We start from the raw sequence: 23,881 nt of genomic DNA on the forward strand, positions 1-23,881 counted from the left end.
CGGCACAACCTGTATGTGACATTCGGAATTATCATGATAGGCAAGATGCTAAAGGCCATTTTCGGCACAAAAAACGACCGTGAACTCAAGCGCATGGGAAAAACTGTTAAATTAATTAACGGTTTTGAAGAAGGCCTTCAGGCGTTGAGCGACGAGCAGCTCGCCGCTAAGACCGCAGAATTTAGGCAGCGGTTTTCTGAAGGCGCAACATTGACGGATCTGTTACCGGAAGCCTTCGCTGTGTGCCGTGAGGCGTCTCGACGTGTGATGTCCATGCGCCACTTCGACGTGCAGTTAATTGGCGGTATGACATTGCAAGAAGGGCGTATCGCTGAGATGCGTACCGGTGAGGGTAAAACCTTGATGTCCACCCTAGCGGCCTATTTGAACGCTATTCCAGGCACCGGTGTGCACATCGTAACCGTGAACGATTATTTGGCTGCGCGGGATGCTGCTTGGATGGCACCGCTTTATAATTTTTTGGGTTTGAGTGTTGGTGTTATTCGCTCGATGCAAGACCCAGAGGAAAAGCGCGCGGCCTATCAAGCCGATATTACCTACGGCACTAATAACGAATTTGGGTTTGATTACCTGCGCGACAATATGGCACTGCGCAAAGAGGACCGGTTCCAGCGCGAGCTCAATTTTGCCGTGGTCGATGAAGTGGACTCCATTTTAATCGATGAGGCGCGTACGCCACTCATTATTTCCGGTGCCGCCGAAGATAGCTCGGAGCTTTACCGAGTTATTAATGGTTTGATTCCAAAGTTACAGAAGCCAACAGAAGAAGTGCCAGGCCATTACATTCTGGACGAGAAAGCGCGTCAGGTTGAACTCTCTGAAGAAGGCCATCAGGTTATCGAGGATCTGTTGATTGAAGCAGGCTTGCTACAGGGCGAAGAGAGTTTATACGCGGCCACAAATTTAAGTTTATTGCACCATGTGCATGCGGCTTTAAAAGCCCACACGCTGTTTCAGAAAAATGTTGATTACATTGTTCAGGACGGCCAAGTGATGCTCATTGACGAGCATACGGGGCGCTCCATGCCCGGTCGCCGTTTGTCTGAAGGTTTACACCAGGCGCTTGAAGCTAAAGAAGCGGTTAATATTCAGAACGAAAGCCAAACGCTGGCCTCAATTACTTTCCAGAATTACTTCAGGCTCTATAACGGTCTGTCGGGTATGACGGGTACTGCCGATACCGAAGCGTTTGAATTTAGGCAAATCTACGGCTTGGACGTCGTGGTTATTCCCACCAATAAGCCGATCCAGCGCCAAGATCTTAACGACCTCATTTTCCTCACTGTCGATGAAAAGTACGATGCAATTGTTGAAGATGTTAAGTCGTGTATAGAAAAGAAAGTGCCTGTTTTAGTGGGTACTGCATCCATTGAAACCTCTGAGATGATGTCGGCGCGGCTAAAGAAAGCCGGTATCAAGCATCAAGTGCTGAACGCTAAGTTCCATGAAAAAGAAGCTGAAATTATTTCCCAGGCGGGTCGCCCTAGCGCGGTAACTATCGCAACGAATATGGCCGGCCGCGGTACCGATATTGTCTTGGGCGGAAATTTTGAGGCTGAATTGGCAGCGCTGGATAATCCAACTGAAGAGCAAAAAGCGGCGCTAAAAGCTGACTGGCAACAGCGTCATGACCTCGTTATCGAGGCGGGTGGTTTGCACATCATCGGTACAGAGCGGCATGAATCCCGCCGTATCGATAATCAGCTTCGCGGTCGTGCTGGGCGTCAGGGTGACCCGGGTATGTCTCGTTTTTATCTGTCCCTTGAAGACAGTTTGATGCGTATCTTCGCCTCTGATCGCGTGCGCAACTTTATGAAAGCCCTAGGCATGGAGAAAGGCGAGGCCATCGAGCATCGGATGGTTACCAATGCCATTGAAAAGGCCCAGCGTAAAGTTGAAGGACGTAACTTTGATATTCGTAAGCAACTGCTTGAGTACGATGATATCGCCAATGATCAGCGTCAAATTGTCTACCATCAGCGCAATGATTTATTAGTCGCTGAGCATATTACGAGCACGATAAGTGCAATTCGTGAAGATGTGGTGAATGATATTATCTCGGCTGGTATTCCTCCGCAAAGCATGGAAGAGCAATGGGATGTACCCGGTTTAGAAAGTAGCTTGGAGGCAGAGTTAGGCCTTAAATTGCCAATTCAATCTTGGCTTGACGAAGATAAGAGTGTGACTGAGGCCACGGTGCGCGAGCGCGTATTGGCCGCGGCGCAACAAGCTTATGATGATAAATCTGAGCGCATTGGCACAGTTATAAAAGACATTGAACGCCAAGTGATGCTGCAAGTGCTCGACATGCAATGGAAGGAACACTTGGCGAGCATGGATCATTTGCGCCAAGGTATTGGCTTGCGCGCTTATGCGCAGAAAAATCCCAAGCAAGAATACAAGCGCGAAGCGTTTGAATTATTTCAGCGCATGCTAGATTCCATTAAATTCGAGGTCATCAAGATTTTGGCGCGGGTCGAACCCATCAGCCAAGAGCAAATGGCTGAAATGGAGCGCAAGCGGGCAGAGGCGCTAGCGCGTCAGAAAATGCAGTTGCAGCATGCTGAGATGTCCGCACTTGGTGAGCCAGAGGCGGCGGATGAAACTGCACAACCATTCGTGCGCACGGGCCAAAAAGTAGGACGCAATGATGTTTGTCCTTGCGGTTCTGGCAAGAAATTTAAGCAATGCCATGGCAAGCTGTCGTAAAAAGTTTTTTAGGGTTGATGAGGCTGCCGTAGGCAGCCTTTTTTGTGTGCCTTCCCGCCAAGTTAAGGTCAGTATTGTTAGGGTCTTGCTTCGAATATAATCAATAATTGCGTTAAACTGTTTAACTCACGCCAAACTTCGTAAAAAGGGAGCTCCATCATGGCCGTAGGTGAATTTCCGTTTCCAAATATGCATGCCATACCCGGTTTTAAATTGGGTATCGCGAGTGCTGGTATCAAGCGCCCAGGCCGAAAGGATGTAGTCGTAATGGAGGCTGTTGAAGGTTCTGAAGTGGTGGGTGTGTTTACCACGAACGCATTTTGCGCCGCGCCGGTGACCGTATGTAAGGAGCGTTTAGCGCAGGGCCAGCCTCGGGTTTTTATTACCAATACCGGTAACGCGAATGCCTGCACCGGTGAGTCGGGCTTAACGAATGCTAAAGCCGTGTGCGCAGAAGTTGCACGCATCATGTCGGTAAAAGAAAGCGACGTGTTGCCCTTTTCCACCGGTGTCATCGGTGAGCCGCTACCGGTCGCGAAAATCATGCCGGTACTGGCGGATGCGATCGCGAATTTAAATGAATCGAATTGGCTTGATGCAGGCATTGGCATTATGACAACCGATACCCGCCCTAAAGGCGCGACAGAAAGTTTTGTTCATCAGGGCGAAACCATTTATGTGTCTGGTATCGCCAAGGGTTCCGGCATGATTAAGCCGAATATGGCGACTATGTTGGGGTATGTTGCGACTAATGCGAAAGTGCAGCGCAGCGTGCTGCAGGGCCTGTTAATGGATGCGACGAATAAGTCCTTCAACAGAATCACGGTAGATGGTGATACATCAACAAATGATTCGGGTCTTTTAATTGCGACGGGTAAAACCAACTTACCGGAAATTACCGAGGCTCAGGGCGAGTATTTCGAAAAGCTAAGCGCTGCTGTTATTTCTGTGCACGAGCAATTGGCGAAGGCCATTGTGACTGACGGCGAGGGTGCCACTAAGTTTGTAACGGTTAATGTCACCGGCGGTGCTGATGCTGAGGAGCCATTGAAGGTTGCCTATGCTGTTGCCCACTCGCCATTAATTAAAACCGCGCTATTTGCCAGTGACCCAAATTGGGGGCGTATCGTTGCCGCCATTGGCTATGCCGGGATAAAAGATCTAGACGCAAGTCAGGTTCGTGTGCACTTAGGTGGCGTTTTAATCGTCGAAGAGGGCGGACGCGCCGCTTCTTATACGGAAGAGCAGGGGCAGGCCGTGATGAAGCAACCGTCAATAACGATCGATATTGATTTGGCGAGAGGCGAATTTGCTGATCGTGTTTGGACCACGGATCTATCTCATGATTATGTAACCATTAACGCCGATTACAGAAGTTAGATCTAACAATGGCAAAACGCGTACATGTTGTTGCTGCGGTAATTCGCGGTCGAGACCAGCGAGTTCTGATTGCCAAGCGCCCGGATCATGTGCACATGGGGGGGCTTTGGGAATTTCCTGGCGGCAAGGTTGAGCAAGGAGAAGCGCCCCTAGAGGCGCTCAAACGCGAGTTAAAAGAAGAGGTTGGCTTGGCTGTTGTGTCGGCTCAGCCGCTGATACAAATTACCCATGATTATCCCGATAAACAAGTTTACCTCGATGTTTGGGAGGTGATTGAGTTTACCGGGGTTGCTCGGGGTGTGGAGGGGCAGCAGATTGAATGGGTTCATGCTGCGGATTTGGCGGCCTATGAGTTTCCGGCAGCTAATCAGCCCATTGTCACGTCAACCTTATTACCCTCTACATGCTTGATTACCGGTCATGCTAATGCTGCAGATGTCTATTTGTCGGCCATCGAGGCGGCCTTAGATCGAGGCCATCGGCTCTTTATTTTACGCCCTTCTTGCCCTGATATAGATTTGGTTACAGTTATTAGTGCTTTAAAAAACATGGCGCATTTTGACGCGGCGCAATGGCAGTGGCACATTGATTGGGGTACTGCTGCGCCTGCCAATTTTATAACATTGGTTAGCGAGCATAAAAATTTCGGCGTGCATTTCTCTGCCCGTAAATTAGAGCACAATCTTGAACCCTTTCAAGATTCTCTTCTTAGCGCCTCGTGCCATGATCAATCGGAGCTAGCTGCCGCTCAGCAGCAGGGCATGGATTTCGTACTATTATCGCCCGTGTCGGCAACGAAGCATTACAGCAATGCCGAGTTGTTGGGCTGGGTTGGTTTTTCCGCTCTGGTAAAGCGCATTAACATACCGGTGTTTGCTTTGGGGGGGGTAACCTTAGATGATGTCCATAATGCCCGTCTTGCTGGCGGCCAAGGCGTTGCCTGTGTCCGCGCCTGGTGGCCGTCTTAGCTACTTAGTGTTTAATCGTTTGTTCTGCGATGTCTAATTCGCCAGACATGAGATCATCGATGCTTGGGTCGACAGGAATTTTGTGTGATTCTGATGCCCAATCACCTAGGTCGATTAACTTGCAACGCTTCGAGCAAAATGGCCGTTCAGGAAAGGCGTCGCTCCACTCGACATTTTTTTTGCAAATGGGGCAGCAGAGCTGTATGGGTCTTGAACTTGCGGGTTGGTCATTAGTCATTTTGTCTTGCCTTGGCTTGAACGATTGCGGCGAGTTGATGGTGAATATTTAGAACTTGTTCCTTTAGATCTCCGGCGCTGCCATTATTGTTGATGATGAAATCTGCTTGATTGAGTCGATGTTCCCTAGGCATTTGGCTATTAACAATCGCCGTAATTTCGTCTCTAGTAACGCCGTCGCGCAAGCTAGCTCTGTCAATTTGAGTCTGCTTATCTACATCAACGACGATAATTTTCTGCACTAAGTTGGCTTGATTGGTTTCTAGCAGCAAAGGTGATTCAAGTATTTGATAGGGCTTTAGGCGCTGCGATAGATGTGCTGTTATCTTGTCGCGAATAAGTGGGTGCAGTAAGTTCTCCAGCCATCTTTTTTCTTCCGGTGCGTTAAATATAATGGATCTAAGCTGTGCCCGATTTAGCGACTGATCTGGAAGTAGAATGTCGGGGCCGAAGTGCTGGCTGATTTGCTTCAAGGCGTCCGAGCCTATGCAGACTACATCTCTCGCGACTTTGTCGGCATCAAGGACATCGATACCGAGCTCCCTAAAAGCTGCGGCCGCAGCTGATTTTCCACTGCCGATGCCACCTGTTAAGCCAAATACACACATGAGCCTTAGCTATTAATGCCAGAAATACGCAGGTAATAACTTGTAATAGCCTCGCCCCACATCATGGCGATCCAGCCGGCAATGGCGAGATAAGGGCCGAAGGGAATGGGGGTTTGGTTATCTTGATTGCGAAACATGATGAGGCTGATGCCAATAACTGCACCAACCAGTGATGAAAGTAATATAACCAGCGGCAGTGATTGCCAGCCTAGCCAGGCGCCGATAGCGGCCAGTAGCTTAAAATCGCCATAGCCCATGCCATCCTTACCTGTCACAGCTTTGAATAGCCAAAATACCGCCCATAAGACGCCATAGCCCGCAACAGCGCCCCAAAACGCACTGTGGAAATCGGTTATTAGGCCAAAGCTATTGATGATTAACCCTGCCCACATAAGTGGCAGAGTGATATCGTCCGGCAATAGCATCGTATCGACATCGATCATTGTTAGGGCGATTAATGCCCAAGTAAAAAATAGCAGCGCTATAGTCTGCAAGCTTGCGCCAAAATTCCAAGCCAAAGCAAAGCAAAGTAGTCCAGACGCGAGCTCTACTATGGGATATCTAATGGATATAGACACTTTGCAAGCGTGGCACTTGCCGCCCAGTGCTAGGTAACTGAGAACGGGTATGTTGTGGTAAGCCTTGATGGGTGTGTTGCACTTTGGGCAGTGCGAGTTGGGGACGGCGAGATTAAACTCATCTCTATCCTTCTCCGCTTGCTCAATTTCAAGCAAGCTACAACATTCGTCTTTCCAGCCCCTTTGAAGAACTTTTGGCAGTCTATAAATAACCACATTTAAAAAACTGCCAACGGTTAAACCAAAAAGCGTGAGCGCAGTTAAATAAAACCACGGTTCCTGAATGGTTTGTTGAAATTCAGTTTCTACCATGGTTAAACAACCGCACCAAGCTGGAATATCGGCATGTACATGGCGATCATTAATCCGCCCACTAATACACCAAGAACAGACATGATCATAGGTTCTAGTAGTGCGGTTAAGTTATCGACCATGTTATCTACGGCATCCTCATAAAACTCTGCTACTTTATCCAACATGCTGTCCAGCGCACCAGATTCTTCACCAATGGCCGTCATTTGAACGAGCATTGAGGGGAACATTTTTGACGCGCGTATGGAAATGTTGAGTTGAATGCCTGTGGAGACTTCCTCCCTAATTCTAAGTACCGCATCTCTGTAAAGCATATTGCCGCAGGCGCCGGAGACAGAGGTAAGAGCATCAATCAGCGGCACACCCGCTGAGAAAGTGGTTGACAAGGTGCGAGCAAAACGCGCGACAACCGAGTTGTACAAAATTGGCCCCACAACCGGAAGTTTTAATGCGAGTTTATCCACTTGAAAGGCAAAAGTGCTGGACCTGGCTACCATCTCTTTAAACAAAAATACTGCGGCTACTATTCCAGCGAATATTATAAACCACCACTCTTGCGTGAATTCCGATAGTCCCAATACAAACAAGGTGAAAGCGGGGAGGTTCGCGCCAAAAGAGCTAAAGGTTTCGGCAAACTGCGGTACTACTTTAACCAATAAAATCCCTGTCACCACAATCGCGACCACAACAACCGAGATGGGGTAGGTCATGGCCTTTTTGATTTTAGCTTTAATTTTCTCGGTTTTTTCTTTGTAGGTGGCAATACGGTCAAGCATGGTTTCTAGCGCACCCGACTGTTCTCCAGCGTCCACTAAGTTACAAAACAGCTCATCGAAATATTTTGGGTGTTTAGTGAGCGCAACAGCAAAGCCGTTACCAGCCGCAACATCTTCGCGAATGGCTAAAACAAGCTCCCTGAGCCTAGGGTTCTCAAGTCCATCTGCCACTATCTCAAAGCTTTGTACTAGCGGTACTCCAGCTTTCATCATGGTCGCCATTTGGCGACTGAATATGGCGATATCTTGCGGGCCGATAGCCTTACCACCTCCACCGAATAAAGGCTTGGGCTTTTTTCTTACCGTACTGGCTCTAATGCCCTGCTTCATTAACTGGGCTTTTACGATTGCGGCGCTACTGCCGTCAATTTCCCCAGACATTTTATTGCCTTTTTTATCTACGCCTTTGTAGATAAATATCGTGGGTTTGGCGATTGCTTTTGCCGTGGCCATAGTCATTAATCCTTGGTGATGCGGTTCGCTTCTTCTAGGCTGGTCATGCCCCAAGCTGCTTTGCGAAGTGCTGAAATTCGGAGGTTGTTAAAGCCGGCTTCCTTCGCAGCTTTGGCGATATCGATGGCGTTACCGCCTTCCATTATAAGGCTTGATATCGTTGGCGTGATGCGAACTACTTCATATACGCCAACGCGACCTTTATAGCCTTTGTTGCATTGGTCGCAGCCAACGGGGTGGAACAGTTGGAATTCGGCGCGGGGAATGCCAATATCATCGAAGCCTTCTTCGGTCAAAATATCATCGGGAATATCAGTTGCAGGCTTCTTACAGTGAGTACAGAGCCTGCGGGCTAAACGTTGGGCGATGATAACGCTTACCGTAGTGGCCACGTTAAATGCCGGCACGCCCATGTTGAGTAAGCGGGTTAACGTCTCTGGGGCGCTATTGGTGTGAAGTGTAGAAAGTACAAGGTGACCGGTTTGTGCGGCCTTAATGCCAATTTCCGCCGTTTCAAGGTCACGAATTTCACCCACCATCACCACATCAGGGTCCTGGCGGAGGAAAGATCTGAGCGCCATTGCAAATGTGAGGCCCACTCTGGCGTTCATCTGAACCTGATTGATACCCTCTAAGTTGATCTCTACTGGATCCTCTGCGGTACTTATATTAACTTCAGGCGTATTGAGAATATTTAAACCAGTATAGAGTGATACGGTCTTACCCGAGCCGGTAGGTCCTGTAACTAGGATCATGCCTTGCGGTTGGGCGAGGGCATCCATAAAGATCTTTTTCTGGCTATCCTCATAGCCAAGTGCGTCAATGCCTAGCTTGGCTGAAGATGGATCTAATATCCGCAATACTACTTTTTCGCCGAAGAGTGTGGGCAGAGTATTCACACGGAAGTCGATGGCGCGAGTTTTAGAGATTTTCATCTTAATCCGGCCGTCTTGCGGTACCCGGCGCTCAGAAATGTCCATTTGTGACATCACCTTCAAGCGAGCGGCGAGTCTGGACGCCAAGTTAACAGGTGGCCTTGCTTTTTCTTCCAGAATGCCATCGGTACGGAAGCGAACTCGGTATGCCTTTTCATAGGGTTCAAAGTGAATATCGGAAGCGCCACCTTTAATTGCGTCGAGTAGTACTTTGTTGACGAACTTGACGATAGGGGCTTCGTCGGCTTCTTTGCCAGCATTGTCGTCGCCCTGCTTTTCGTCATCGACCGCTTGAATGTCTAAATCTTCTAGGCCTTCATCATCTAGCCCACCCAGCGAATCGCCAATAGATTCTTCTTGTGCTGTCAGAAACTTTTCAATGGCTTTGGTCAGCTTGTCGCCATGCACCAATATAACTTCTGAACTGCAGCCTGACTGGAACTTAATTTCATCCAGCGCATGCAGATTGGTAGGGTCGGCCATGGCCACAAACAGCCGATTGCCGCGCTTGTATAGCGGGAGTGCTTGGTGTTTGTGGATGAGCTTTCTATCGACAGTATCTGTCGGAATAGCGTCTGTATTTAAACTGCTTAGATCAAATAAGGGTGTGCCGAATTCCTCAGAAGCGGCATTGGCGATCGCATCAGCATTGACAGTACCGCTAGAGACAAGGAACTGAACAAACGGCTTCTTTTCTTTGGCTGCTTGGCCAATAGCGTTTTTCGCGGCGCTTTCATCTAAAAGCCCATCTTTCACTAGGCGCCTAGCTAGGCCGCTTAGTTGAGGTGTAGGTGCATTCATATCAAGTTTTCGCTGACTAAGTTAGCTAAATAAATACTTAACTCTGGCTTATAACCCACTGTAAAACAAGCTTATTTACGCTAGAAAATGCTAATGCCCACTATATATGTGGAACCGAGAGAAAGTTTAGCGGTAAATAGAGCGTTGCGAGTGACAATAATTGTCACATTCTACTGTATTGGGTATTTGGTTTTCCATTTTGGGCAACTCATGGGATTATTGAAGGCGACGTAAACCCAAGTTATAGTGAGCTCGGCAGTTTAGTTTGAAGTTGGCAAGGTTATTGCTTTTACCTAGATACCTAATTCCCTAATACACTGTCTGTGGAGACACCCTATGAAAAACGTACAAAAAGGTTTTACCTTGATTGAATTGATGATCGTTGTTGCGATCATCGGTATTTTGGCGGCGGTTGCGCTACCGGCTTACCAAGATTACACGATTCGCGCCAAGGTGTCCGAAGGTGCGATTGCTGCCAGCTCAATCAAGATCGGCGTAGCCGACTTGTTCGCCAATCGAGGCCTCGCAGGCGTAGCTGCCTACGCAACTGAAATTGCTGCTGATCAAGCCAATTTGCAAACCGATAAAATTGAAGCCGTAGCAGTTAACGCCGCTACGGGCGCAATCACGATTACCTACCTCACTACCGCTGCAGGTCAAAGGGAGGGTATTCCACAACTGGCAGCGCTGAATACGCTGGTTTATCTTCCTACTATTGGCGGTAATGCTATTACCGACGCTAACTCGACGGGTAGCATTGTATGGCGATGCAACCCAAACCAGTCGGGAACAACGATTCTGCCTAAATACCTACCAGCGGAATGTCGTAACGAAGCATAAAGCAAGTTAGTTAGTTTAATAGTAAAAAAACCACGTTCATCAAACGTGGTTTTTTTTGTGCTCAACGTAGGCGCATCCCTATGGATGAAAGTCCCGCCGCGAGCTGGCTAGCCAGATCAACAAAGACAGTCACAAGATACCCAAAATATTTTAGTAAATGTTAAGCGGCGGTAATTAGAGTTCATAGCATCTCTACATCGTCATTGAATGCTTGTTCGCACATCTTGATCTGTCAACACTTTACAGGGCGCTCAATTGCGCAACTTTCTGCATCGCTTCATTATATGCGGTTGAATAATATTGAGTAGGGTGAAGTTGTTACCGGAGCAGTTGGTGCTGGCCACACCTGAATGTCAGGTGGTGTTGTGGTTTGGGCCGAAACTGGTAGCGGCAAAGATGCCGAACGATATTGAGCAAAAGAACGCTATTACTATGGAGGTCTTATTTTCGGGCATTGATTTGCCTCAAAGGCCGGCGTTCAGGCTGTAGAAAATTAGCCTGAACTCGCACCATCACTAGCGTAATCCTGCAAAATCATCCCATTAACCGCTGATGGGTTGTGTGGATGTCAAATTACCTCGACGATAATTTAAATCAAGCGGTACTCCTCGATATCAATTACCTTGATGTTCTCGGAGAGAATACTTTTGAGTATTGCCTCTACACCCTGCTTACCCATACGCTCAATTTCGAAGAATTTTAGCGCCGTTATAAAGAATAAGAAAGTTGGCCGCAAGGCTTATCCGCCAGCATTGCTATTGCGCGTCATTTTCTATGCCTATTATTGCGGCATAACCTTCAGCCGATCCATTGAGCGAAGCTGTAAAACAGGCTTGAAGTTTATGGCGCTGGCAGCAGGCACCACACACCACACCACACTTTATGACGTTAGCGGATTTTGTAAGTACCAATTGCGATAAGATGAAATCACTCTTTCATAAGTTTCTCATGATTTGCTGCAAAGCGGCTTGGTAGGCAAGAAGCACATTGCAATTGATGGATTCAAGCTGCCTTCCGATGCATCCAAACAATGGAGCGGTACACATGCACAGCAGCAAAAGAAATCCAATAAGCTTAGATTAGCTGCTCAAAAGATTGTTGACCATCATCTTCTAAATGACGGTAAGGGTGGTAGTGGCGACAATGCCAAAGAACGACAGACCGTGGAAACACTATTAAAGAACGCAGAAAAATTGATGCCTTCTTAGCGGATAATGATAATCATTTAGGTAGTGGTAAACGAAAGCAGGAAGTGCAACGCAATATCACCGACAACGAATCCTGCAAAATGACCACATCAAAAGGCACGATACAAGGGGTTAACTGCCAAGCTGCGACCGATGAGCTGAATCAGATTATTGTTGCTTCTGAAGTTTATGGTGTTGGCCAAGATCAGTCTCTTCTGCAGCCAATGATAGAGAATCTTCGAGAAAGCTTGGGCGCGAATGTGTTTTCTAGTGGCGCGTTACTTACTGCGGACACGGGATACTCCAGCGAAGAGAATATGAAGTATATTTATGCGGAGAATATTGATGTCATTATTCCTGATACGCTTTTTAGCCAGCGAGACCCACGTATAGCAGGCTCTGAAACTGTTGCCAAACATAAGAAATATCGGCGGCGTACACGTCACGACCAACGAAAAAGCACCGTAAAAATCCCGACGTCAGAGTTTAGTTTTAATAAAGCTTCGTTGAACTGCGTATGCCCTGGTGGTTACGAGATGATGTACCACGGTGATCACTTCGAGATTAACAACAAGCGGTATCATCGCTTCAAGTCAATGCTGAAAAACTGTCGAGGGTGCCCGCTACAAAGTGAATGCATGAAGCGTCCCTTAATAGAGCACGGTCGACAGGTGTCTTTTGCTGTCGAGGGCGAAAGCAACAAAAACTACCTGGATCTAATGAACCAAAAGGTGGATCGCGACCGCGGGCGAAGGGATTTCGCACGACGCATGTGAGCGATTGAGCCCGTATTTGGAAACATCACCAGCAACAAAGGAATCAGTAAGCTGACGCTACGTGGCAAAGCCAAACTATCGTGTCAGTGGACGATATGCTGCGTCATGCATAACATCGAGAAGTTGTGGCGGTACGGGGATGTGGCAGCGTACGCCAAGTAGGCGAAGAAAGAGCGTATAAGCCCATATTTGGATGGTTATTAGGCAAATGGCGGATAAAGTCGACTGACATTAAAATATGACGCTGATAATATCGAATTTTAATTAATCAGGAAAAACTAAGCTGTTACGAATTTGGTTCGTGTTAAAGCCAATTTTTCTACAGCCTAGTTAGTGCGACAAGAAAGCTTGTCACAACTTGCAAGGTGAAAGTCCTTGTCGGGTAAGGTTTAGCCGGCCACCCGTATCGAGTGTTGCGCCTTTGGCGGAGTTGCATATTATTTGCAGCGAACAAAATAGGTGAAGCGTACACAGAGAATTGTATAGGCCATAGGGGCTGCCGTGTCCCTGAAGTGTTAGTATCGCTCCGAAAATAGCGAGTTCTAGTTGACGAGGCTTGTAACGTCGGAATGCTGGACCACGTCGAAGTTCATGCGAAGCAACCGATTATTTTTGGCAAGGTTGTAACGAACTAGCGGAGTTATTAAACCGTGGCATGTATAAAGAGTTGTGGTAGGAACTTGTGAGATCCAAAGCCGTTCCCAAGGGAGTGGGTAGGGTAGCTAAGCAGAAAGCAAGGTCAACGATGGCACTTTGGAAGCGGAGCGCCGCCCGGTCGATCAGCCCTGTACTGGCGAATATCTACCTTCACTATGCGTTGGACTTGTGGTTTGAGAGGAAGGTGAAGCCAAAGTTAAAAGGCCGTGCAATGCTCATACGTTATGCCGACGACTTTGTTGTGGCGTTTCAATACCGTGATGAAGCAATGGCGTTCTACCGTGAGCTACCTGCGCGATTGGAGAAATTCAATCTAACGGTAGCGCCTGAGAAAACGGCAATAAGGCGCTTCAGTCGTTTTCACCCAGGCCAAAACAGGTGTTTTGAATTCTTGGGATTCCAGTTCTATTGGTATGTCGATTTTAGTAGGGAACCTCGCTTAAGAAGACGCACCTCAACCAAGAAACATAAAGCGACTTTGAAAGAAATGACTACGTGGACCAAGGTTAATCGCCACGATCGCTTAAACCATTTTATGTGTCAATTGAAACGTAAAATAGATGGTTTCAGGAACTACTTTGCTCTACCGGATAACAGCTTGAGTGTAGGTCGTATTTATGACCATATACTTCATAGTTTGTTTAAATGGTTGAACCGTAGAAGTCAGCGTAGAAGTTTTAACTGGCATGGGTTGAAAGAGGTTTTAAAGTACTACCGGGTAGAACCGATGACTGTCAGGAAGCGACATATTACGGTTGACTGGTATTGAGGGGCTGTGTCTTTACGCGGGCAATGATATCAGTGAAGATCGGTGGTGCGGAATTCCGATGCGGTAATTCCGCAGGTGCGGATCTGTATGGGGGCGTCTGGGTAACTGGGCGTTCTACCATGACTTTGTACCCATTCAAACCATGCAGGCCGCCATAGGGTCTGTGCAAAAGCCTTTGTCTAAGCTTCGGGCCATGCACCCCGAGGCCAAAGTCGCGGCAGCGCTTACCCAGTGTGAGGGCGCCGATGCTTGGTTGCCGATGATGGCAAGCGTAGCGCCTAAGGTGGTGTTGCTAAAAAATAGTGCCTACTGCGCCATCGTCGATCTAGACCCTTGGCCTTAATACTGTCTTAGGCGCATCGATAGATCGATCGCCTGACAATGTTTGGTCAGCGCGCCGATTGAAATGTAATCGACGCCTGGCTGGCTTTTACTTTTCAAGTTATCTTGTTTAATATTGCCAGACACTTCAATTTTGGCCGCGATTGCGGCGGTTTTACTGTGCTGGATGGCAGCCCGCGTATCTGCATCGCTGAACTCATCGAGCATAATAATATCCGCACCCGCTTTCAGTGCGAGTTCAAACTCCGCTAAATTCTCAACCTCGACTTCAACGGGTTTTCCCGGCGCAATTTCATGGGCTGCTTTAATAGCCGCTTCAATGCCGCCGCAAGCCATAATATGGTTTTCTTTGATCAAAAAAGCGTCGTATAAACCGATGCGGTGGTTGTAGCAGCCGCCGCAGGTAACGGCGTATTTTTGGGCGCTTCTTAAGCCGGGGATGGTTTTTCGGGTATCTAAAAGCTTAACGCCGGTGCCTTCAACAAGGTCGGCATACTCGCGGCATTTGGTGGCCACGCCGGAGAGCAGCTGCAGGAAATTAAGGGCGGTGCGCTCGCCGGTCATGAGCGAGCGGGCGTTGCCTTCTAGTTCAAACAGCACGTCGTTTGCCAATGCCTTGGCGCCATCTTTCGTATGCCAAGTGACTTTCACCTTGGGATCTAGCTGTTGGAATACTTCGTCTACCCATTCGGTGCCGGCGATGATGCAGTTTTCGCGCGTGATGACGCGGGCGGTGGAATGCTGCTCGGCGGGAATGAGTTGGGCGGTGATGTCGCCGCTACCAATGTCTTCTGCCAGCGCTTGGCGCACGGCGATCACGCGATCGGCGGCAATGATTTCGGCAAGTTGTTCTGGAGTCATGTGTCTACATCGGAAGAGTGGTGGGCGGTATTGTAACAGCCAAGCTTGGATTCAAAACAGCATTTCTAAAAAGTTGGCAGTTGACAGCTTACCGTTGACAGGAAAAGCGTGGGGCGGAAGGCTGAAGCTACAAGCTACAAGCTACAAGCTACAAGCTACAAGCTACAAGCTACAAGGCGGGTGGTCTGGTCCGACGCCCCGTAAAGTAAGCCTTCATTCTAAAGAGGTTTTGCCCGCGCGTTGCGCCGCTTTTGACCTTCGCTTTCCTGTGAACTGTCAACTTCCTGCCCCAATTGCGCAGCTTCTTGGCTACATTCAGCCCTATAGCTTGTGGCCTGAGGCTTATAGCTTGAGACCTTCCTTTAAATGTCAGCTGTAAACTTTTTTGGATTAAAGCTTGTCTGGCCCCAATTTAATGATGCTGTATGAGTGTAAGTTGATCACCCAGCTGGCGAATCTCCAGCTGCTTTAGGGCACTCATGCCGAGAAGTATTTCATCGTCCTTCATGCCAGGGTTGATACTGCCTTTCAGGTTGTGAAGTGTTATGGCGCCTAGGTCGAGGCGGTTTATCTGGGTTGAATACACGGTCACCTTGCCATTGGCGGTGGTCGAGGTCATGGCCTGCCCGCGCGCTAAGCCGAGCTTTTGGGCTAAGTGGGCCGGTACCGATACATGAGTTGCGCCCGTATCCAGCAGGAAAGTGACCGGTTGATTGTTGATCTGGCCGTTGGCGAGGTAGTGGTGTTGCCGATTGGCCGTCAAGGTGACCTCGGTTGTACTGCCCAGCCTCTGGCTGTTGGGGCTTTGGTTGGGGTTAACTTGGTTGTCTTCCCAGCGGCCAAAAATAAGTGTTAACAGCCCTAGCGCACAGATCCATACAAGCGTTAGCATGCTTCTGCCCATTTTGTCTGTACTTGCGTGCGGTTTTGTTTCCATGGCCTTTTATTTACCTAGCTATACCTAAATAGGGCGAAAAAACGATTATGCCCAAATAAAGCGATCTTAAAATCATAAGTACTTATAACATGGTGTGATGTAATTCTCGATCTCAGCAGTTGCTTCTGGGTATGTGCGGGGGCTCGTTTATACTAGTAGGCGTTGGAACATCCATCGCGCTGTTTCAGTTATTCAGATAAACCGACCACAGGTGGAGTTCTACCATGTCGACAGGAAGCACAGGGGCCAAAGTAGTGCCTTTGAAGCCAGATGCGAAAATCGAAAGCCGGCGCATAGATCGCGCGCTGCTGGCTCGGTTGCCTGTGCCTGTGCAAGCTGTTCAACAAAAGGGTAAGCAGATACTCGCCGGTCTACTCCGCACCTTATTTGATAAAGCCGATGACTCCTTATTCGAATTGGCCGATAGGGCGGTGAATAACCAAGATCAAAACCTCTATTTCGAGTCTATGCGGGAAGTGCGCCTGAAGCGCCGAAACGTCGAAACCCAGTTTGCGGACCAAATCGACAGTGCCTTTGCGGTATTGGCCGGTGGAGAGCCGAAGGCCGAGAGTGGCGATGCATTGGACGAAGAATTTTCCATGGACAATTTGTCTCTGGTTCAGAATGATGAGCTGGAGGAGCTAGTCGCCACGGATTCCATGATTACCAAGGCCAACGAGCGCTTTGCGGAATCTATTCAACACCTCGCTTTACGCTTGGACAGCTTGGTACCCAACAAGGTCTATCAAAAGAACAATCCCCTAGGGCCAGATGTGCTGTGTGCCGGTTTCGTCGCGGCCAGTGGTTGTATGTCCTTGGATATCAAGGCGCGCCTGGTGCTCTTTAAGCTGTTTGATCGGCTGGTGGTGACCCAGCTGGGTAATTTATACGACGAAGCCAATAAAACCTTGGTGGAGCATAATATTCTGCCATCCTTGAAAGGGCAGCTGCGGCAGGATCGCAGAGCGGCAGTAGCCCAGCGAGCGCCAAGCCAACAAGGCGGTCAATCCGGTTATACCAATACCGGTGGCCAAGCGGGTGTTAATTCAAGCGTCGATAACGAAGTCTTGTCGACTTTGCAGCAGCTCTTGGCTGAGCAGCGTGGCGGTGTGGATGGTGATCAATTAACGCCTGAGTTTTCTGGCTCGCCCACCATTGGCACCACAGATGTCATGCGCTTGTTGTCGCAGCTTCAGCAGCGCGATTTGCCCAGTGGGCAGCGCAATATCAAGTCCGTACTCGATCACGTGCTGCGCGCGCGCGATGACGGCAAGAAGCTCGGTCAGCTCGATGACGACGTGATTAACCTCGTGAACATGATGTTCGAGTTTATTCTCGACGATCGTAACTTAGCCTCGCCAATGAAGGCCTTGCTAGGCCGTTTACAAATTCCTTTACTGAAAGTTGCCATTGCCGATAAGTCTTTCTTCGGCAAAGGCGGCCACCCGGCGCGGCGCTTGTTAAACGAGTTGGCCACGGCGGCGCTCGGCTGGCAGGGTGATGGCGGAGAGAAAGATGCATTGTTCAAGAAAATATCGAGCATTGTGCAAACCCTGATTACGGACTTTGACAGCGACGTCTCTATTTTCTCGGATATGTTGGCAGACTTTGTCTCTTTTACTGAAAAAGAAAAACGTCGGGCGTCGATTTTAGAGCAGCGCACGCTCGATGCCGAAGACGGCAAGGCTAAGTCTGAACAGGCGCGTGCCTTGGTTAACCAGAGCGTCAATGCGCTCATTGGTGGTCGTAATTTACCTGAGCCGGTGCTCAAGTTATTGCACGAGGCGTGGGGCAATGTGTTGTTTCTGACCTGCCTAAAGCACGATACCCAAAGCGATGAATGGAAGGATGTGCTGCAAACGGCGGCCGATCTTGTCTGGAGTGTAAGTGCCACCCTCGATAAAGAAAGCCGCGCCAAGATGTTACAACTGGTACCTGATTTGTTGAAGCGTTTGCGTGCCGGCTTGGAGAGTGTTTCCTACAACCCGTTCGAGATGACTCAGCTGTTTAAGCAGTTACAAAACGTCCATCTCGCGCGCTTGAAGGCGCCTTTGACGCCGGTAAAAGCGCCTGCTCCTGCACAACCCCAATCGGTAGCAGCACAACCTTTAACGACAGAAAAACGTGACACTACAGCGCACAAAGCTGCGGTTGAGGTCAAAGCGGCTGCAGAGGTTAAAGAGGTTGCCGTTGACCAGACACCACAGGCGATGGTTGAATCGGTGATTGCCGCTTTACCGGCCGCTGAGCCTGAAGTTCAAGCAAAGCTCGAGCAAGATCCGAATGATCCATTGCTCATGCAGGTGGCGAGAATGTCGCCGGGTAGTTGGTTTGAATACAACGATGGCTCCCAGCAATACCGCTGCCGTTTGGCCGCGATTATTAAGGCCACTGGGAAGTATATTTTCGTCAACCGCGCGGGCATGAAAGTGGCGGAAAAAACGGCGCCCGAGTTTGCCCAAGCGTTGCGCGATGGTCAATTGCAGTCGCTCGATGATGGCATGTTGTTTGATCGTGCCTTAGAAGCAGTTATCGGCAATCTGCGATCAACCCGCGGTCGTTAAGCCCCGCATTTTTCTTATATACTGGCCTCCGCTCATTGACGAGGCTAGTTCGTGTCTGTTGAAAACTCCCCACCTCATGACCAAGATCAGTGGCTCGATGCTGCTCGCCGTCTGGCATCGCCTAACTTTAATGATCGACCGCAAGGCGTAGAGCCCAGCTTATTAGTGATCCACAATATCAGCTTGCCACCTGATAATTTCGGCGGCACGGATGTTGAGGCGTTATTTCTAAATAAGCTCGATTGGGCGGCACATCCCTACTATCGTGAAATAGAAGGCCTGCAGGTCTCAGCGCATTTCTATATCAAGCGCTCGGGTCAGTTATTGCAGTTTGTGCCGTTAAATCGCCGTGCTTGGCATGCTGGGCAATCGGTATTTGAAGGGGTTGCCAATTGCAACGACTATTCTATTGGTGTTGAGCTGGAAGGCTCTGACCATGTACCTTTCACCGATGTTCAATACGACCAGCTTGGGCAATTGACCCAGGCCATTCGAGCGCTCTACCCGAACATCACGCGGGCGAGAATAACCGGGCATTCCGCTATATCACCCGGGCGCAAAACCGACCCAGGGCCACATTTTGACTGGCCGCGTTACCTATCGCTGATTGGAGAATAATAATGGGATTTGTCAGCTTACTTGTGGTTTTAGCCTTGGTTCAATGGTGGGGCTCCGGTGGGCCTTTGCATCGGGACGCGTGGTATTTGGGTTTAATCGATCGGGTACACCGGCAAATATCCGGCGTTGCCTCGCGGCTATTTGTGTTGGTTGGCTTACCTGTCTTGCTACTTCTCGCGCTGTGTTTAGCCTTACTGTACGGCTTGTCTGCTAAGTGGATCATTGTCATTAATGTGCCGGTTTTGCTGTTTGCACTTGGGCGTGGGCGGCTGGATCTACTGGTGCAAAACTACCGCTCGGCTTGGTTAGATCAAGCCAATGCTGATGCCTGTGAAGCGGTCAATGCGCTGCGCTTGGATGGCGAGCTCTCCTGCCAGACCGACGGCGAGTGGCAAGGGGTGCACGCCGAAGCCTTTCAAGCCATTAGTTACCGGGGCTTTGAGCGCATGTTTGTGGTGTTATTTTGGTTTGCTATTTTAGGTGCTCCCGGCGCGCTACTGTATCGGCTAAGTGCTATATATGCGCGCCAACCTGACCCAGATACTGCTCTGTCACAGCGTTTGCTTTGGATTTTGGAGTGGCCCGCGGCCCGGGTTTACTATTTGTCGGTGGCGATGGTGGGTAATTTTGTTGCTTGCGCCGAGCGTTGGCGAGTGCTCGGCTTGTGCATGGCCAGTCCTACGCCCATGGTCATCGAGGCGTTTAATCGTGGCGCACTGGGTTTAGATGGCGCCTTGGTGCGCGAGATATCGCCAGGCGACACCGAGGCCTTGCGTGAAATTGATAATCTGGTCGGGCTTATGTCCCGCGCGCTGATTCTGTGGGTTTGCGCCGCGGCGCTTATTGCCTTGCTACTAGGCGGATAGCGGGTAGGTCTAGGGTCAGATCGTCTTCTACTGAATAATCCAGTTCTAAATCAATATCATCCGGGCTGGTGTGGAAACTGTGCTCGTCTAAGTCATTTTCCTTGGCGTTGCTATCCTGCAATGCAGTCCAGGCACCAGCGGGAGCTTCATCCTTGGTGATTGGAGCAGGGCTGATGACCCCGGTAAGACTGTTCCGGATTTCAGGTTGTGTTTGGTAGGCGGCAGAGGGGGCGCTGAGCTTGCTGGCGCTGGTGATAATGTATTGGCTGGCCTCGCGGCTCGCCAATCGCGCTAAGCCTATTAACTCTTCTGCGGAGCAATCAAACAGTTCGCTCAATGCCGTGTGTTTCTCATCGAAAATAGCTAGGTATTGGCACAGTGCGCAGCTGAGCCCGGCTAAATATTGCTTGCGTCTATTGGAGCGGTGGTGGGTTAGGTGCGTCCATTGGGTTTGGTGCTCGCTCAACACAAATTCGGCAACGCCCCGCTCGGTGAGTGCTTCACTTGGGTTAATTGCGCTCTCAATCTGCCCTAATCTGCGTTGACCTTGCGCAGGCAGCAGCGGCTGAGACTGCACTCGGCTAGATTGCTCAAGTAAATGTAAGTAAGCCCTAACACGATTGGATTGGCGCGGTGTAACTTGGTGCCACAGGGCTTCTGTATCTAGCCAGCTGGGTGCAAGGTTCGGTTGGGCGAAGGCTTGATGGCTACTCCAAGGGTATATATCGGCCTTGCTGCATAGACCGAGACTACAGGGCAGCAGATGTATCTGTGCGAGCCGTTGCGGTAGCTGCTTGCGCTCTATCTGCTTGAAGGTCCAATGTCGGCTTAGCGGGTGCTCTGGGTTGCCCGTTAGTGCGTCCAGCAGGGCTTGAGAAAGCGCGCGCCCCTGTTCGGCATCGGCAAGGGCAATAAGGTGAACTTCCTGCTCGAGCAGGCAAAAAGCGCCAATGGCTGTGTGGCTTTGCGATAAGCCGGCCAGCACATCAAGCGTGGCTCGGTAGTCTTCCGGGCCGCTAAACAGTACGTCTTGACTGGGGTTACGTAGGCGTAAATAGGTAAAGCAAACATGATTGTGCATAGCGATTTCCCGACTCATCCCTTAAAAATAGTTGAGTTTGAGCCTTTGGCAAGGCAGGCCCCGATGGTGGCTGACTATTCGGTGCGGTAGATCTGCTATTATCGCGCCATTGTTTAGGAGAGATTGATTATGCCCACCTTTGATATTGTTTCTGAAGTCGATAAGCAAGTGCTGACCAACTGTGTGGATCAGTCTACACGAATTATCACCACGCGCTTTGACTTCAAGGGTGTCGATGCCAGTTTTGAACGCAAGGATTATGTGGTGACGCTGATTGCCGAGGTGGAGTTTCAGGTGCGCCAGATGCTCGATATCTTTCAAGGCGCCTTGCACAAGGCGGGTATTGATATCGCCTGTTTGGAGGTGGCTGAACCGGTTATGAGCGGTAAGCTGACGCGCATGGCGGTGACCGTGCGCACCGGCTTAGATGCCGACTTGTGTCGCAAAATTGTCAAGATGATTAAGGATAAAAAGCTGAAAGTGCAGTCGCAAGTGCAGGGCGATCAGGTGCGCGTGACCGGCAAAAAGCGCGACGACCTACAAGAGGTTATCGCCATGTTGCGGGCGTCAGATATTGAGATGCCGCTGCAGTTTGATAACTTCCGCGATTAACTGTTCAATGCTTTTAACCGCGTCAGCGATTAAGCGGCGCCTTGGCTATTTCTCCTGCCAGCGAAATAGCCAAGCGCTTAGCCCGATCAGGAGCGTCGTAATCAGCACCAACGCCGCTAAGTGATCGCTGACTTGGCCTAGGCTGGCGCCGTCTACCATCACCGCGCGCGCGGCTTTTACCATGTGGGTTAGAGGGCTGAGGTTGGCGATAGCGTTGAGCCAGGCCGGTGCGCCGTCGAGCGAGAACCAAACTTCCGACACCATTAGCATGGGGAAACTTACAAAGTTGAGCAAGCCGTTGGCGAACTCTTCGCTGGCACTTCGCGCCGCCACCAATAGGCCGAGCGATAGCACGCTCAAGTTGCCCAGGATGGCGATAAGCAGTAAATCCCAGTAGCTGCCTAGCATGAGAAAATCTAGGAATAAGTCACAGCTTAGATACACGATGCTGGACACCATCAGCATGATAATCATGCGCGATGCGATTTGTGCGCCGATAAACTCTACCGGGTGAACCGGTGTGGCTTGTAAGCGTTTTAGCACGCCGTTTTTTCGGTACCGCACTATCACATAGCCGATGCCCCACAAGCCCGAAAACATTAAATTCATACCCAGAATGCCGGGGACCACCCAGTCCACATAGCGCACGGCCTGGCCGCTTATTTCTTGCCGTTGCCAGTTACCTTTTTGTGCAATTAGGGCCTCCAACACGCGACCTTTTTCACTACTCGGGTTTAACCAATATTGCTGGGTTGTTTGGTCAACTAACAGATCCAATTGATGATGGGCGATGCGCTGCTGGCCATAGTCGAGCTCGGTCACTGGCACGAAGCGGGTAAAGGCGGGGTCGAATAAGGTGACGGCAGTTTCGCTGTCGAGCACGCCCACTTTGAACAACTTTTGGCCACCATTGTTAAAGGCCAGTGCCACCAAGCCAATGATCAGTGGCGGCATGACAAAAGACCAAATCAGCGAGCTCTTGTCCCGGTAGTACTCTTTGTTGCGCGCCATAAATAAGGCGAAAAGGCGTTTCATAGCATCATTCCATTAATCGCGCAGCGTGTGACCGGTGAGCTTTAAAAATAAATCGTCTAATGTCGGCGTGCGAATTTGTAAGCTGGTGAGCGCAACATTGTGGGCGAGTAATTGGTTTAGGGTGGTTTCCACCTGATTGGCGGCAATTTGCCATTGATCCCGATGGCGTTCGGCACCGAGCGTTTTGGCTTGCTGCTCTGACAGGGCTGCTACTTCGAGGCATACAAACACCTGATGAAAATGCTCGGCTAACAAGGCCTCGGGGCTGCCTTGGGCGATGATGTTGCCCCGGTCCATAATCACCAGCTGATCACACAGGTACTGCGCCTCATCCATATAGTGGGTGGTAAGCACAATGGTTTTGCCTTGGGCTTTAATGCGCTCCACCAGATCCCAGAAATTTCGCCGCGATTGCGGGTCCAGACCGGTGGTTGGTTCATCTAAGAATACGATGGCGGGGTCATTAATCAGCGCTAACGCCAGCAACAACCGCTGGCGTTGGCCGCCGGAGAGTTTGGCTGCGTCGCGATTAAGGTATTCGCCCAATTGGCATTGCTGCACTAGGTCTGCTATGGCCGTGTGCTGCGGGTAAAGCCCAGCGAACAGGGCCAGTACTTCGGCAACAGTCAAGTGATCCATCAGCGCGGTGGATTGAAATTGAATACCCACCTCGTTTTTAAAGCGCTGATCTTGCTTAGTACCTTTATATAAAATTTCGCCCTCTGAAATGGGGGTGATGCCCTCTATCATCTCAATGGTGGTGGTTTTGCCGGCGCCATTGGGGCCGAGTAAACCGAAGCAATGGCCTTGCTGAATAGAAAACGTGATGCCATTAACAGCGGCGGCTTCGCCATAGCGCTTGGTTAAGTTTTTTACGTCGAGTAGATTGCTCACAACATTAAGTCTTCGATTAGGCTTGGGCTTTTGAGGCTCAGCAGTATAACAACTGGCGGCCAGC

General features: G+C 49.7%; 23 protein-coding genes and 1 pseudogene. 14 read left to right on the plus strand and 10 right to left on the minus strand.

Annotation, left to right across the window (positions count from 1 at the left end; translation table 11 throughout):
* Nucleotides 1–33 precede the first annotated feature (33 nt).
* The 3 genes from secA to QWY82_RS09195 all read left to right on the plus strand — a co-directional run bounded on the left by secA (nt 34) and on the right by QWY82_RS09195 (nt 5,078).
* Nucleotides 34–2,730, plus strand: coding sequence for a preprotein translocase subunit SecA (secA, locus tag QWY82_RS09185; protein WP_290261588.1), 2,697 nt, complete (start codon nt 34–36; stop codon nt 2,728–2,730).
* A 159-nt stretch (nt 2,731–2,889) separates the two neighbouring features.
* Nucleotides 2,890–4,110: a bifunctional glutamate N-acetyltransferase/amino-acid acetyltransferase ArgJ gene (gene argJ, locus QWY82_RS09190; RefSeq protein WP_290261589.1), complete on the plus strand. Its 1,221-nt coding sequence runs from the start codon at nt 2,890–2,892 to the stop codon at nt 4,108–4,110.
* 8 nt (nt 4,111–4,118) lie between these two features.
* Entirely contained in the window at nt 4,119–5,078 is a 960-nt protein-coding gene (locus QWY82_RS09195) for a Nudix family hydrolase (RefSeq protein ID WP_290261591.1), read from the plus strand.
* A 4-nt stretch (nt 5,079–5,082) separates the two neighbouring features.
* Here the strand turns inward: QWY82_RS09195 and yacG are convergent, their stop codons facing one another.
* The 5 genes from yacG to pilB are packed head-to-tail and all read right to left on the minus strand — an operon-like array spanning nt 5,083 to nt 9,778.
* Nucleotides 5,083–5,316 (minus strand): DNA gyrase inhibitor YacG, encoded by a 234-nt coding sequence (yacG, locus tag QWY82_RS09200; protein WP_290261592.1) that lies wholly within the window; start codon nt 5,314–5,316, stop codon nt 5,083–5,085.
* The gene (gene coaE, locus QWY82_RS09205) at nt 5,309–5,923 is read right to left on the minus strand and encodes a dephospho-CoA kinase (RefSeq protein ID WP_290261593.1); all 615 of its coding nucleotides are present in this window, start codon (nt 5,921–5,923) and stop codon (nt 5,309–5,311) included. The genes yacG and coaE overlap by 8 nt, the downstream gene beginning before the upstream one ends.
* A 5-nt stretch (nt 5,924–5,928) precedes the next feature.
* Entirely contained in the window at nt 5,929–6,813 is an 885-nt protein-coding gene (locus tag QWY82_RS09210; protein ID WP_290261594.1) for a prepilin peptidase, read from the minus strand.
* A gap of 2 nt (nt 6,814–6,815) precedes the next feature.
* On the minus strand, nt 6,816–8,042 hold the full coding sequence (locus QWY82_RS09215; protein WP_290261595.1) for a type II secretion system F family protein: 1,227 nt from the start codon (nt 8,040–8,042) through the stop codon (nt 6,816–6,818).
* A 5-nt stretch (nt 8,043–8,047) separates the two neighbouring features.
* On the minus strand, nt 8,048–9,778 hold the full coding sequence (gene pilB, locus QWY82_RS09220) for a type IV-A pilus assembly ATPase PilB (protein WP_290261596.1): 1,731 nt from the start codon (nt 9,776–9,778) through the stop codon (nt 8,048–8,050).
* 336 nt (nt 9,779–10,114) lie between these two features.
* Between pilB and QWY82_RS09225 the strand changes: the two genes are divergently transcribed.
* The 7 genes and pseudogenes from QWY82_RS09225 (at nt 10,115) to QWY82_RS09250 (ending at nt 14,350) form a co-directional block, all read left to right on the plus strand.
* Nucleotides 10,115–10,618: a pilin gene (locus QWY82_RS09225; RefSeq protein ID WP_290261597.1), complete on the plus strand. Its 504-nt coding sequence runs from the start codon at nt 10,115–10,117 to the stop codon at nt 10,616–10,618.
* A gap of 565 nt (nt 10,619–11,183) precedes the next feature.
* Nucleotides 11,184–11,321, plus strand: coding sequence for a hypothetical protein (locus QWY82_RS09230; protein ID WP_290261598.1), 138 nt, complete (start codon nt 11,184–11,186; stop codon nt 11,319–11,321).
* Entirely contained in the window at nt 11,266–11,538 is a 273-nt protein-coding gene (locus tag QWY82_RS19930) for a transposase (RefSeq protein WP_353958684.1), read from the plus strand. Before QWY82_RS09230 ends, QWY82_RS19930 begins: the two co-directional genes overlap by 56 nt.
* A 33-nt stretch (nt 11,539–11,571) precedes the next feature.
* Nucleotides 11,572–11,826: a hypothetical protein gene (locus QWY82_RS09235; protein WP_290261599.1), complete on the plus strand. Its 255-nt coding sequence runs from the start codon at nt 11,572–11,574 to the stop codon at nt 11,824–11,826.
* Between the two features lie 80 nt (nt 11,827–11,906).
* Nucleotides 11,907–12,743 (plus strand): annotated as a pseudogene (locus QWY82_RS09240) (transposase).
* A gap of 583 nt (nt 12,744–13,326) precedes the next feature.
* Entirely contained in the window at nt 13,327–14,007 is a 681-nt protein-coding gene (locus QWY82_RS09245) for a reverse transcriptase domain-containing protein (RefSeq protein WP_290261600.1), read from the plus strand.
* A 175-nt stretch (nt 14,008–14,182) separates the two neighbouring features.
* Complete coding sequence (locus QWY82_RS09250) at nt 14,183–14,350, plus strand: hypothetical protein (protein ID WP_290261601.1); 168 nt, start codon at nt 14,183–14,185, stop codon at nt 14,348–14,350.
* On the opposite strand, the gene nadC is transcribed toward QWY82_RS09250, so the two are convergent.
* Both nadC and QWY82_RS09260 read right to left on the minus strand, forming a co-directional pair.
* Nucleotides 14,347–15,210, minus strand: a complete 864-nt coding sequence (nadC, locus tag QWY82_RS09255; RefSeq protein WP_290261602.1) for a carboxylating nicotinate-nucleotide diphosphorylase — start codon at nt 15,208–15,210, stop codon at nt 14,347–14,349. The genes QWY82_RS09250 and nadC overlap by 4 nt on opposite strands.
* Nucleotides 15,211–15,622: 412 nt before the next feature.
* Nucleotides 15,623–16,102, minus strand: a complete 480-nt coding sequence (locus QWY82_RS09260; RefSeq protein ID WP_290261604.1) for a retropepsin-like aspartic protease family protein — start codon at nt 16,100–16,102, stop codon at nt 15,623–15,625.
* 269 nt (nt 16,103–16,371) lie between these two features.
* On the opposite strand from QWY82_RS09260, the gene QWY82_RS09265 reads away from it, so the two are divergent.
* The 3 genes from QWY82_RS09265 to QWY82_RS09275 are packed head-to-tail and all read left to right on the plus strand — an operon-like array spanning nt 16,372 to nt 20,195.
* The gene (locus QWY82_RS09265; protein WP_290261605.1) at nt 16,372–18,711 is read left to right on the plus strand and encodes a DUF1631 domain-containing protein; all 2,340 of its coding nucleotides are present in this window, start codon (nt 16,372–16,374) and stop codon (nt 18,709–18,711) included.
* Nucleotides 18,712–18,762: 51 nt separating this feature from the next.
* The gene (ampD, locus tag QWY82_RS09270) at nt 18,763–19,329 is read left to right on the plus strand and encodes a 1,6-anhydro-N-acetylmuramyl-L-alanine amidase AmpD (protein WP_290261606.1); all 567 of its coding nucleotides are present in this window, start codon (nt 18,763–18,765) and stop codon (nt 19,327–19,329) included.
* Nucleotides 19,330–19,331: 2 nt separating this feature from the next.
* Nucleotides 19,332–20,195 (plus strand): hypothetical protein, encoded by an 864-nt coding sequence (locus QWY82_RS09275; protein ID WP_290261607.1) that lies wholly within the window; start codon nt 19,332–19,334, stop codon nt 20,193–20,195.
* Here QWY82_RS09275 and QWY82_RS09280 read toward each other — a convergent pair.
* Complete coding sequence (locus QWY82_RS09280; protein ID WP_290261608.1) at nt 20,170–21,276, minus strand: hypothetical protein; 1,107 nt, start codon at nt 21,274–21,276, stop codon at nt 20,170–20,172. The two genes, QWY82_RS09275 and QWY82_RS09280, sit on opposite strands and share 26 nt — an antisense overlap.
* Nucleotides 21,277–21,405: 129 nt before the next feature.
* Here QWY82_RS09280 and QWY82_RS09285 point away from each other — a divergent pair, with 129 nt between their 5' ends.
* Complete coding sequence (locus QWY82_RS09285) at nt 21,406–21,888, plus strand: YajQ family cyclic di-GMP-binding protein (RefSeq protein WP_290261609.1); 483 nt, start codon at nt 21,406–21,408, stop codon at nt 21,886–21,888.
* A 45-nt stretch (nt 21,889–21,933) separates the two neighbouring features.
* On the opposite strand, the gene QWY82_RS09290 is transcribed toward QWY82_RS09285, so the two are convergent.
* Nucleotides 21,934–22,923, minus strand: a complete 990-nt coding sequence (locus QWY82_RS09290) for an ABC transporter permease (RefSeq protein ID WP_290261611.1) — start codon at nt 22,921–22,923, stop codon at nt 21,934–21,936.
* Nucleotides 22,924–22,935: 12 nt separating this feature from the next.
* Nucleotides 22,936–23,817 (minus strand): ABC transporter ATP-binding protein, encoded by an 882-nt coding sequence (locus QWY82_RS09295; protein ID WP_290261613.1) that lies wholly within the window; start codon nt 23,815–23,817, stop codon nt 22,936–22,938.
* Nucleotides 23,818–23,881: the final 64 nt, after the last annotated feature.

The organism is Simiduia curdlanivorans, assembly GCF_030409605.1.
Lineage (GTDB): Bacteria > Pseudomonadota > Gammaproteobacteria > Pseudomonadales > Cellvibrionaceae > Simiduia > Simiduia curdlanivorans.